The sequence below is a fragment of the Micromonospora sp. HK10 genome (assembly GCF_000982955.1).
Taxonomy (GTDB): Bacteria; Actinomycetota; Actinomycetes; order Mycobacteriales; family Micromonosporaceae; genus Micromonospora.
In genome coordinates this window covers 35828-46476 of the sequence record NZ_KQ058661.1, presented here as the reverse complement: position 1 = coordinate 46476, position 10649 = coordinate 35828, and the positions used below count along the sequence as shown (strand labels likewise).

General features: G+C 73.7%; 10 protein-coding genes and 1 pseudogene. 5 read left to right on the top strand and 6 right to left on the bottom strand.

Going from position 1 to position 10649, the window contains the following annotated elements; genetic code table 11:
• Positions 1–321: pseudogene (locus LQ51_RS02060) on the bottom strand (SGNH/GDSL hydrolase family protein); the annotation flags it as partial.
• A 195-nt stretch (positions 322–516) separates the two neighbouring features.
• Between LQ51_RS02060 and LQ51_RS02055 the strand changes: the two are divergent.
• From LQ51_RS02055 to LQ51_RS02035, 5 genes are all read left to right on the top strand, one after another.
• Positions 517–780 (top strand): DUF6343 family protein, encoded by a 264-nt coding sequence (locus tag LQ51_RS02055; RefSeq protein WP_046562899.1) that lies wholly within the window; start codon positions 517–519, stop codon positions 778–780.
• Positions 781–792: 12 nt separating this feature from the next.
• Positions 793–2205: an NADP-dependent succinic semialdehyde dehydrogenase gene (locus LQ51_RS02050; RefSeq protein WP_046562898.1), complete on the top strand. Its 1413-nt coding sequence runs from the start codon at positions 793–795 to the stop codon at positions 2203–2205.
• Between the two features lie 81 nt (positions 2206–2286).
• On the top strand, positions 2287–3252 hold the full coding sequence (locus LQ51_RS02045; protein ID WP_046562897.1) for a TIGR03885 family FMN-dependent LLM class oxidoreductase: 966 nt from the start codon (positions 2287–2289) through the stop codon (positions 3250–3252).
• 37 nt (positions 3253–3289) lie between these two features.
• Positions 3290–4870 carry a Na+/H+ antiporter gene (locus tag LQ51_RS02040; protein ID WP_046562896.1) on the top strand — a complete coding sequence of 527 codons (1581 nt, stop codon included), beginning with the start codon at positions 3290–3292 and terminating at the stop codon, positions 4868–4870.
• Positions 4867–5124 carry a UBP-type zinc finger domain-containing protein gene (locus LQ51_RS02035; protein ID WP_046562895.1) on the top strand — a complete coding sequence of 86 codons (258 nt, stop codon included), beginning with the start codon at positions 4867–4869 and terminating at the stop codon, positions 5122–5124. The genes LQ51_RS02040 and LQ51_RS02035 overlap by 4 nt, the downstream gene beginning before the upstream one ends.
• Before the next feature lie 4 nt (positions 5125–5128).
• Here LQ51_RS02035 and LQ51_RS02030 read toward each other — a convergent pair whose 3' ends face one another.
• The 5 genes from LQ51_RS02030 to LQ51_RS02010 form a co-directional block, all read right to left on the bottom strand.
• Positions 5129–5869, bottom strand: coding sequence for a GNAT family N-acetyltransferase (locus tag LQ51_RS02030; RefSeq protein ID WP_231605189.1), 741 nt, complete (start codon positions 5867–5869; stop codon positions 5129–5131).
• A 224-nt stretch (positions 5870–6093) separates the two neighbouring features.
• A complete protein-coding gene (locus LQ51_RS34320; RefSeq protein WP_046562894.1) occupies positions 6094–8205 on the bottom strand; it encodes a CotH kinase family protein in 2112 nt (703 codons plus the stop codon).
• Positions 8196–9023 carry a polyphosphate polymerase domain-containing protein gene (locus LQ51_RS02020; RefSeq protein WP_082159226.1) on the bottom strand — a complete coding sequence of 276 codons (828 nt, stop codon included), beginning with the start codon at positions 9021–9023 and terminating at the stop codon, positions 8196–8198. Before LQ51_RS02020 ends, LQ51_RS34320 begins: the two co-directional genes overlap by 10 nt.
• Positions 9020–9622, bottom strand: a complete 603-nt coding sequence (locus LQ51_RS02015; protein WP_046562893.1) for a DUF4956 domain-containing protein — start codon at positions 9620–9622, stop codon at positions 9020–9022. The genes LQ51_RS02020 and LQ51_RS02015 overlap by 4 nt, the downstream gene beginning before the upstream one ends.
• A gap of 350 nt (positions 9623–9972) precedes the next feature.
• The gene (locus LQ51_RS02010) at positions 9973–10293 is read right to left on the bottom strand and encodes a DMT family transporter (RefSeq protein ID WP_046562892.1); all 321 of its coding nucleotides are present in this window, start codon (positions 10291–10293) and stop codon (positions 9973–9975) included.
• Positions 10294–10649 lie beyond the last annotated feature (356 nt).

Below are 10649 nucleotides of genomic sequence, written 5' to 3'. Positions count from 1 at the left end.
CTGCCCGGCCAGCGCGGCCGCGCGGGCCCCGGGCGCCGCGCGGTTCTCGCCCCGCAGCGCCGGGTTGCGCTCGCGCAGCCGCCGGTAGTGGCTCTCCACCCGCAGGCCCGTCCCGGTGGACCAGGAGTTGCGCTCGCAGCTCATCAGCACCAGGCAGGAACCGAAGCCGGTGGTGATCGAGTCGCCGAGCGCGGTCAGCACCGCCGGGGTGCCGGGCGGGGGCGAGCCGGACGGTCGGGGCGAGGCGGAACCGGCGCCGTCACAGGCGAGCGCGACCAGCGCCGCCAGGCAGGCCAGCGCGGTGACCCCACGTCGAGACATCGCGAACCCCGTCCGACGGTGTGCAGCAGCGCGTCGACCCTACGTACACCGAATGTGACGGCGGTGGTTCTGTCGGGCTTCCGGCATCGACGACCATCGTTAACAATGCCCTGGTAGCCTCCCCGCCGGGTGCGCCGGTGGCAGCCGGTGCCGGTTGTGCGGTTAGCCCGGCCCGAGCCGGGGTAGCCCGAAGGGATGACGCGATCACAGCCCCGGCGTGCCCGCGGCACGGTCGGCCACGCGTACAGCGCGCTCAACCTGCGGCTCGCGCTGGCCCTCTTCGGCCTGGTCGTGATGACCGTCTTCGCGGTGCTCGCCTTCCGGGCCGACGTGGTCTTCCTCGGCGTCGCCTGCGCGATCCTCGCCGTGGTGGCCGTGGTCGACCTGGTCGTCATCCAGCGCCGCCGCGCCGCGCGCCGCCGCGAGGAGCCGGGCGTGCGGCACTCGCTGTTCGAGTGACAGGAGTACGAGATGCCCATCGCCACCACCAATCCCGCCACCGGACAGGTGCTCAAGACGTACGACGAGATGTCGGACGAGCAGGTCGACGCCGCCATCGACCGCGCCGACCTCGCGTTCCGGCAGCTTCGGGAGACCACCATCGCCCAGCGCGGCCGCTGGCTCACCGCCGCCGCCGACCTGCTCGAGGCGGAGCGGGACGAGACCGCCCGGCTGATGACCACCGAGATGGGCAAGACGTACGCCGCGGCGAAGGCCGAGGTGACCAAGTGCGCCACCGCCTGCCGGTTCTACGCGGCCAAGGCCCCCGAGATGCTGGCCGACGAGCCGGCCGACGCCGCCGCCGTCAAGGCCAGGCGGGCCTACGTCCGCTACCAGCCGCTCGGCCCGGTGCTCGCCGTGATGCCGTGGAACTTCCCGCTCTGGCAGGTCATGCGCTTCGCCGCGCCGGCCCTGATGGCCGGCAACACCGGGCTGCTCAAGCACGCCTCCAACGTGCCGCAGACCGCCCTCTACCTGGAGGACCTGTTCCGCCGGGCCGGCTTCCCCGAAGGCGCGTTCACCACCCTGCTGGTCGGCTCCGAGACGGTGGACCGGATCCTCAGTGACCCCCGGGTCCGGGCCGCCACCCTCACCGGCAGCGAGGGCGCCGGCCGGTCGATCGCCGCCAGCGCCGGCCGGGAGCTCAAGAAGACCGTGCTGGAGCTGGGCGGCAGCGACCCGTTCGTGGTGATGCCCTCGGCCGACCTGGACAAGGCCGCCGAGGTGGCCACCACGGCCCGCTGCCAGAACAACGGCCAGTCCTGCATCGCCGCCAAGCGGTTCATCGTGCACACCGACGTCTTCGACGCCTTCGCCGAGAAGTTCGCCGCCCGGATGTCCGCGCTGCGCGTCGGTGACCCGATGGACGAGCACACCGACGTCGGCCCGCTGGCCAGCGAGCGTGGCCGGGACGAGATCCACGCCCAGGTGCAGGACGCCGTCGACAACGGCGCCACCATCCTCTGCGGCGGCGAGAAGCCGGCCGGCGACGGCTGGTACTACCCGCCGACGGTGGTCACCGACCTGCGGCCCGGCATGCGGATGTGGTCGGAGGAGGTCTTCGGCCCGGTCGCCGGCCTCTACCGGGTCGCCTCCTACGAGGAGGCCATCGAGGTGGCCAACGGCACCAGCTTCGGCCTCGGCTCCAACGCCTGGACCGAGGACCCGGCCGAGCAGGAGCGCTTCGCCACCGACCTGGACGCCGGCAACGTCTTCATCAACGGCATGACCACCTCCTACCCGGAGCTGCCCTTCGGTGGGGTGCGCAACTCCGGCTACGGCCGCGAGCTGTCCGCCGTGGGCATGCGGGAGTTCTGCAACACCAAGACCGTCTGGGTCGGCGAGGGAGAGGCCGGCGCCGGCGCCGGGGCACACGCCGAGTGAGCTGGGCCGGGGCCCGCCGGCGCCGGACGCGGCGCGGGGCCCCGGCTTACACCCCCGGCCCGGTGGGTAGGAGTGCCGGACATGACGGAGTTCGGCTTCCACGCGTCCCACGAGCAGATCCACCCGTCCGAGCTGCTGGCGGCGGTCGTCCACGCCGAGCGGGCCGGCTTCGACGCCGCCATGTGCTCGGACCACTTCTCGCCGTGGAGTGCCCGGCAGGGCCACTCCGGCTTCGCCTGGTCCTGGCTGGGCGCCGCGCTCCAGGCCACCAGCCTGCCGTTCGGCGTGGTCAACGCTCCCGGGCAGCGCTACCACCCGGCGATCATCGCGCAGGCCATCGGCACCCTCGCCGCGATGTACCCGAGCCGGTTCTGGGCCGCGCTGGGCACCGGTGAGGCGAGCAACGAGCACATCACCGGCGCGGGCTGGCCGCGCAAGGACGTGCGCGCCGCCCGGCTGCGCGAGTGCGTCGACGTCATCCGGGCGCTGCTGGCCGGCGAGGAGGTCAGCCACGACGGCCTGGTCACCGTCGACCGGGCGAAGCTGTGGACCCGGCCCGAACGGCCGCCCGCCCTGATCGGGGCGGCGGTGAGCGTGGAGACCGCCCGCTGGTGCGCCGAGTGGGCCGACGGGCTGATCACCGTCAACGCGCCCGTGCCGCACCTGCGCCGGATGATCGACGCCTACCGGGACGCGGGCGGGCGCGGACCGCTGCACCTGCAGGTGCACGTCAGTTGGGCGCCCGCGCAGGCCGACGCCGAGGCCATCGCGTACGACCAGTGGCGCAGCAACGTGTTCGCCCCACCGGTCTGCTGGGATCTGGAGCTGACCGAGCACTTCGACGTGGTCAGCGCGGACGTGCCGCCGGCGAAGGTCGCCGAGGTGGTGAACATCTCCGCCGACCCCGGCCGGCACGTCGGCTGGCTGGAGGAGTACGTCGGCCTGGGCTTCGACCAGATCGCGCTGCACCACGTCGGGCAGGAGCAGCGCGCCTTCATCGACACGTTCGGCGCGGAGGTGCTGCCGAAACTGCGGACCACCGCGTGATCACGCCGGCACCGCCGGCCGCCTAGGCTCGTACCCCATGGAAGCTCTGTTCGAGGTGGTGGTCATCCTGGCCATCGCGACCTTCGGTGCGGCGCTGGCCCGGCGACTGGGCCTGCTGGCGCCGATCCTGCTGGTGGTGCTCGGCCTCGGCCTGTCCTTCCTGCCGTTCGTCCCGCACGTGCGGCTCGACCCCGAGCTGGTGCTGGTCGGGATCCTGCCGCCGCTGCTCTACGTGGCCGCCCTGAAGACCTCGGTGCCGGCGTTCCGGCTCAACCTGCGGCCGATCCTGCTGCTCGCCGTCGGGCTGGTGATCTTCACGGCGTTCGTCGTGGGCACCGTCCTCTACCTGCTCCTGCCCGGCCTGCCGTACGCCATCTGCCTGGCGCTCGGCGCGGTGGTGGCGCCGCCCGACGCGGTCGCCGCCACCGCGGTGGCCCGGCGGGTCGGGCTGCCCCGGCGGATCGTGACGATCCTGGAGGGGGAGAGCCTGGTCAACGACGCCACCGCGCTGGTGCTGCTGCGGGTGGCGGTCGCCGCGGCCACCGTGGCCGGTGGCCATGTCGGGTTCGGCACGGTGGCGCGCGAGGTGGTCGTGTCGGCCGGCGGCGGCATCCTGGTCGGGCTGCTCGGCGTGGTCGTCTTCGGCTACCTCCACAAACGGATCACCGACCCGGTGCTGGACAACGCGCTGTCGCTGATCGTGCCGTTCGCGGTGGTCTTCGCCGCCGAGCAGATCCACGCCTCCGGGGTGGTCGCCGTGGTGGTGACCGGCCTGGGCATCGGGCACAAGCAGCCGCTGCTCATGTCGGCCGCCTCCCGGCTCCAGGTGGGCGCGTTCTGGCGGCTGATCCAGTTCCTGCTGGAGGGCCTGGTCTTCCTGCTGGTCGGCCTGCAACTGCGCGAGGTGCTGCGGGACCTGGAGGAGCCGGTCGGCCGGCTGGTCGGGATCACCGCCGCCGTGCTGGCCGCCGTGGTGCTGGCCCGGTTCGTCTGGCTGCTGCCGGCCACCTACCTGGGTCGGCTGGTGCCCCGCGCCCGCCGCCGGGAGACGCCCGTCCCCGTGCAGGTCCCGCTGGTCATCGGCTGGGCCGGCATGCGCGGCGTGGTCACCCTCGCCGCCGCGCTCGCCCTGCCGCTCACCCTCGCCGACGGGCGGGAGTACCCGCGACCGCTGTTCATCTGGCTGGCCTTCGCGGTGATCGTGGTGACCCTCGTCGCGCAGGGCGCCACCCTGCCCGCCGTGGCCCGGGTCGCGAAACTGCCACCGGACGACCCGGTGCAGGACGCGCTCTCCGCCGCCGCCGTGCAGCAGCAGGCCGGCCGCGCCGCCCGGGAACGCCTGGAGGAACTCGCCGAGGGGGCGCCGGAGGCCGTCGTCGAGCGGCTGCGCGGCCTGGTGCAGAGCCGCACCAACCTGGCCTGGGAACGGCTCGGCGGCGACGCGCGGGAGACCCCCTCGCGGGCGTACGGCCGGCTGCGGCAGGAGATGATTGACGCGGAACGGGAGGTGTTCCGGGCCGCCCGCGACTCCGGGAGGATCCCGGAGGAGGTGCTCGTGCGCGCCTACCGTGACCTGGACCTGGAGGAGTCGTTGCTGCGAGTGGAGGCCGACGAGTGAGCTGCCAGCACCTGACCGAGGCCGGCGACGCCGAGCCGAGGACCACGACCGAGTGCCCGGACTGCGTGGCCATCGGCAACCCCGACTGGGTGCACCTGCGCGCCTGCCTGAGCTGCGGGCACGTCGGCTGCTGCGATTCCTCGCCGTACCAGCACGCCACGAAGCACTTCGAGTCGAGCGGGCACCCGGTGATGCGCTCGGTCCAGCCGGGGGAGGACTGGCGCTGGTGCTTCGTCGACGAGGAGATCGGCTGAGCCGTCAGCCGAGCCGGCGCTCCAGCACCTGCCCCGGCCACGGCTCGCGCCCCGGGCGCTCGACGGCGAACCGGTCGGTCGCGGTGAAGCCGCAGCCCTCGTAGAACCGGACCAGCGCCCGGTCGTCCCCGCCGTAGCAGTCCACCCGCAGCAGGCCCACGCCCCGGTCCCGGGCCAGCTCCGCCGCGTACGCCAGCAGCCGCGCGCCGATCCCGCGGCCGGCGTACGCCCGGTCGGTGACCAGCAGGTTGACGTACAGCTCCGGCTCGACGGCCGGCGGCACGTACCCGGTGGCCTCGCCGACCACCAGCGCGCCGACCACGGTGTCGTCGAGCGTCGCCAGGTGCAGCCCACCGCCGCCGGCCCACACGTCGGCCTGCGCGATCCGCCGCGGATCGGTCGACGCCGGCCCGGTGCCCCACTGGCCGGTCCGGCCGCGCGCCGCCAGCCAGGCGGTGGCGCTGTCGAGCAGCCGCAGCACGGTGGTCGCGTCCTCCGGGCCGCCCCGGCGGACGGCGATGGTCTGCTGGTCCGTCATGCCGGCCATGCTGCCATCCGGCGCCCGCACCTGCTCGTCCCGGTCATCCCGTACCGGCCGCCGGACCGGCCGGGGTGCGGGCCGCCGCGGCGGCCTCGGCGACGCCCGGTTGGCCAGCGCCCACCGGGTCAGCGCCGGGGTGGCCAGGCCGACGCCGCCGAAGAGCGCCCCGATCACCAGCCAGCCGGGCGCGCCGCCGTCGAGCACCAGCAGGGTGAGCAGCGCCGGACCGACCGCCCGGACAGGCCGGCCAGCATGCCATCCACGCCCTGGTAGGCCCCGATCGCCGCCGGCGGGGCGGAGCTTTCCGGCGGCCACGAGGCCCGGTGCGGAGATGGGTGGCCTCCGCACCGGGCCCCTTCCCGGCACCCCCGCACCGGTGATCGTGGCCGGTCGCCGTCCGCCGCGAACGGCGACCGGTGGCGGAGCCGTCAGCTCGCCGTGCAGGTGAGGGTCGGTGTGCTGTTCGTGCCGGCGAACGACCCGAGGAACCCGAAGGTGGTGCTGGCGCCGGCGGCGAGCGAGCCGTTGAACGGCGCGTTGCGGGCCGTGACCGCCGCGCCCTGGCTCGTCACGGTGGCGTTCCACGCCTGCGTGACCGCCTGGCCGTTGGCGAACGTCCAGGTCACCGTCCAGTTGCTGATCGCCGACGGGCCCGCGGTCACCCGGACCTCGGCCTGGAAGCCGCCGGGCCACTGGTTGCTCACCGCGTACGTCGCGGTGCAGCGACCCCCGGGCGGCGGCGTGGTCGGGCCCGGTGGGGGCGTGGTGGGCCCGGGCGGCGGCGTGGTCGGGGTGGTGATCGGCCCACCCCAGCCGGCGGTCGAGTCCAGCCAGGCGGCCCGGCGCAGCATCCAGTCCCGCATGTCCTGGACCTGTCCCTGCCAGGTGGGCGACGTCGAGGTGACGAAGAAGCCGATCGTCCGGGTGGTCAGGTTCGGCCAGCGCTGGAAGTTGCGCTGCGCACCGTTGGTCAGCGGCGCGGCGAGGGCGTCGATCCGGGCCTGCAACGAGGCGTCGGAGAGCAGGCCGCGCCGCAGGCTCTGCCAGCGCGCCCGGACCTGGTCCACGAAGGCCGGATCCCGCATCAACTGGGTGTACCAGTCGTTCGCCAGCGGCTGGCGCAGCTGCTGGTACTGCCAGCCGGCCGCCTGGTCGTTCTGGAAGAAGCCGCCCACGCCGAAGGAGAGGTCGAAATCCCAGAGCGGACCGGCGAAGATCTTGGTGTCCCGGTCCTTGTAGAAGTACTCGCTGCGGATGTACGAGTCCATCTCCCGGCTCAGCTCGCCGATGACGAGCCGGTCCACGAAGGAGTCGACGTCGAGGTACGCCCGGTAGCCGGTGACCGGATCCGCGAAATTGGCCGAGTGCAGCACGTCGTGGAACGCCTGGATGTGGTTGCGCAGCCAGTCCCGCTGTTCCGGTTGCAGCGGCGACGGGTCGACGACCTCCAGGTAGTTCCAGCAGGTCGAGGCCGCTCCGGTGCACGGCAGGGTCGGCTCCTCGGCGGCCATCCACTCGAATTTCCAGATGTAGCCGCCGGTGATCTTTGGCAGGGTCCGGTCGTCCTCGTCCAGCTGCTTGAGGTCGAGCCGGTTCTTCGAGTTCTTGATCGTCTCGACGATCATGTAGACGCCCTGGTAGTCCTCTGCGCCGACCGGGGTCGCGTCGGTGTTCAGATAGAGCTCCACGAACCGGTAGCGCGGCGCCGGCAGGCCCATCTCCCGCCCGAGGTCGTAGACGAAGGCCTCCCGGATCAGCGCCTTGTCGGTGAACGGCCCGCGCAGCACCCAGTCGGAGTCGGCAGGCATGCCCAGCACCGGGTAGTCGGCGTCGTCGTCCTCGTTGTCGCGGAACTCCAGCCGGTACGGGGCCTTCTCGAACGTCGCCGACGACTGCCCGCGCAGGTGGAAGCCGGCCCGGGTGGCCACGGTGGGCGCGCCGGCCAGCGAGGTCGTGCCACCCGCCGGGTCGAAGATCATGGCGGCGGCGTCGATGTACTCCCGGCCCGGCCGGCCCGCGCCGTACGAGTCGAGCACGACCAGCGGCAGATCGTGCGTGGTGGCGCTGCCGCGGGCCACGTACAGGGCGGTGCCGGGCGCGCCGGAGGCTGTCTGCCCGACGAAGGCCTGGGCCCGTAGCTGGGTGGTCCGGGTGAACCGCAGCGGGGAGCCCGGGTAGAGCGGCGACTGGGCGGTCGGCGGCCGCCCGTCCGTGGTGTACCGGATCTGCGCGTCGCTGACCGTGGTGCTCAGCGACACCGCCACCTCGTTCTGGAAGGTGCCGCTCGGCACCGAGAAGGCGATGTCGCCGGCCAGGTCGGCGGCCGAGGCGGTGGCGGCCGAGGCGTCCGCGGCGGTGGTGGCGACCCGGCCGGCCCACCGGTCCGCGGCCACCGACCCGCCGTGGGCGTCGCCGGCGGCCGGCGGCTCGGCGCCGGCCGGTGCTGAGTTCGGGGTGAGCAGCGCGGCGACCAGCACGGCCACCCCGGCCATGCGCAAGATGGTCGTCGCGGCGGCGGTCCTGGGCGCGGTCAGACGCACGATGCCTCCTGTGCGGATCGGTGGATGGTGGCGGGTGAGGGCACCGACGGTGCGATGCCGTGGAAGTGGCGGCGCAGCGTCCGACGCCACGGCCCGTCCGGCAGCTCCGGGCGGAGGGCGGCCAGGCCGGTCGCGTACTTGGAGATGCGGACGGGCCGGATGCCGCGCCGCCACAACATCCGGTCGACCGGCGCGGCGCGGGCGCCGGTCTTGGTCTCGACCACGGCGAGCCCGGGCAGGCGGAGCACCCGCTCGCCGTGCCGCCAGCTCAGGTCGGTGTCCACGGTGACCCGGCTGGCGCTGTCCGGCAGCAGCAGGGTGGCGCGCCGGTAGTCGGTGACCAGCACCGGCGCCAGCGCGGCGGCGCTGCCGGCGCAGATCGACTCGCGGCGCAGCGTCTCCTCCACGAACGAGCGGCCCGGGTGCACGCTGCCCCGGTCGGCGGGCGGGTGGGGCAGCCGGTGCTTGGTGATGCTGCCCCGCGCCCCGCTGAGTTTGACCTCCAGCCAGCAGTGGTCGGAGTCGAGGTAGGTGCGGGTGCGCACCTTGAAGCGGCGGCGCCGCCGGTACGCCGCACCGTGGAAGCTGGCCAGCCGGGGCGTGTCGAAGTACACCGACTCGTACCGGAACGTGCGGCGCCCGTCGATGTCGAGCACCCGCGCGTGCGGGACGAGCTCGGTCAGCAGGGCGGGTAGCTCCTCGACCGGGACGACGTACTTGCGGTCGACCCGGGTCAGCAGCGCGGCCCGGTCGACGAGTTCGACGAGCCCGACGGACGGCATCTCGCGCAGCGCGGCGCCGATCGACGGCGCGCTCATCGGTGCGCTCCCGCCCGGGCCTGGGCGCCGGCGCCGGCTGCCGCGCCGGGCCCGGCCGACGAGTACCGGACGTCCACCGTGGTCGTCTCGTTGACCAGGTCGAGCCGCTGCACGGTGGCGACGTGCACCCGGGCGCCGAGCAGCTGCTCCAGGTGCGCCACGAGCGCCACCGGATCGGTGACGGCCGAGTCGAGCACCATGATCTGGTGCCGGTAGTGGCGCAGCAGCCGGGGATGGTCGCCCACGAACATCACCGCGATGAGCAGCCCCATCAGGCCGGCGCTGAGCCAGACCGAGGTGGTGGTCAGCGCGCCGAGGATGCCCAGTGCCAGGGCGCAGAAGTAGTAGGCGACCTCGTGCTGGTCGAGTTCGGTCGAGCGCAGCCGGATGATGGAGAGCACGCCGAACAGCGCGAGGCCCAGCCCGAGCCCCGCGCCGGCGTTGCTGGCGCTGAGCGCGCCGGCCACGGCGAGGACGCCGACGTTGACCCCGAGGAACGCGACGACGAGGTCACGGCGGCGGTGCCGGGGGAAGTAGAGCCCGAAGACGAGCAGCACCACCGCGCAGATGTCGATCGCGAACAGGACGAGCTGCGACATCTTCTCCGTTCCTCCTGGCGGTCGGGCATCCGGTGCACCGCGAAACCGTCGGCGGCCGAGTGCCACACAAATTTCCGGTAAACTTTCCGGAACTACCGCCAGAAGAGTACCGACAGAATCGACCGATGTCGATTGGCGGAGCCGTTCCTGAGGCCAGCTCCCGCCACCCGGTCCAGCCACAGGCGCGCTGAACAGGGCCTCGGTCGGGCGGGCCGGGTGATGCTCGTGGCGGCCGCGTCCCACTAGGCGGACGGGCCCGAAACTTCCGGAACAGCACGGGGCCGGGGCGGGGACGCCCGATCGATCGTGACCGCCGCGGTCTCATCCGCACCGGCGGAGCGGCGTACCGCTCAGTGCGCCCCGCCGAGATTCAGCACCACCACGCCGGCGATCACCAGGCCGGCGCCGACGACCTTCGCCAGGCCCAGCGGCTCACCCAGGAAGGCCGCGCCGATCGCCATGATGGCGGCGGTGCCGAGGCCGGACCAGATCGCGTACGCCACCCCGACCGGGATGTCCCGGACCGTCAGGGAGAGCAGCCCGAACGACGACAGGTAGGCGACCGCCACGCCGAGGGTCGGCCAGAGCCGGGTGAAGCCGTCGGTCGCCTTGAGCAGGCTGGTGCCGATCACCTCGGCGGTGATCGCGCCCAGCAGGAAGAGGTACGCCACCGGGGGACCGTACCGGGGCGCCGGCCGGGCGTGCCGGAAGTCAGCATGCGGGCGGGCCGGGTCCTGCTGGCCGGCGGGCCGGGTCGTGCTGGCCGGCGGGCCGGGTCTTGCCGGCTGGCGGGCCGGGTCTTGCCGGCTGGCGGGCCGGGTCTTGCCGGCTGGCGGGCCGGGTCTTGCCGGCTGGCGTGGCGCGGATCGTGCTGGCTGGCGGGCCGGGTCTCGCCGGCCCGGCCCAGCTTGGCACTCCGACCGCCGGCATGGGTTCAGGGACGCTGTCGACCTGATGTCACAACCGACTCAACCACGGTGACGCGACGCCTTGTTCGCCCTCCTCCGGGTGGCCTGACCACGGCGAC

Excerpts from the sequence above, each read along its gene's own strand:
- LQ51_RS02040 (WP_046562896.1), top strand. The coding sequence starts at position 3,290 with ATGGAAGCTCTGTTCGAGGTGGTGGTCATCCTGGCCATCGCGACCTTC.
- LQ51_RS02050 (WP_046562898.1), top strand. The coding sequence starts at position 793 with ATGCCCATCGCCACCACCAATCCCGCCACCGGACAGGTGCTCAAGACG.
- LQ51_RS02055 (WP_046562899.1), top strand. The coding sequence starts at position 517 with ATGACGCGATCACAGCCCCGGCGTGCCCGCGGCACGGTCGGCCACGCG.
- LQ51_RS02045 (WP_046562897.1), top strand. The coding sequence starts at position 2,287 with ATGACGGAGTTCGGCTTCCACGCGTCCCACGAGCAGATCCACCCGTCC.
- LQ51_RS02015 (WP_046562893.1), bottom strand. The coding sequence starts at position 9,622 with ATGTCGCAGCTCGTCCTGTTCGCGATCGACATCTGCGCGGTGGTGCTG.
- LQ51_RS02020 (WP_082159226.1), bottom strand. The coding sequence starts at position 9,023 with ATGAGCGCGCCGTCGATCGGCGCCGCGCTGCGCGAGATGCCGTCCGTC.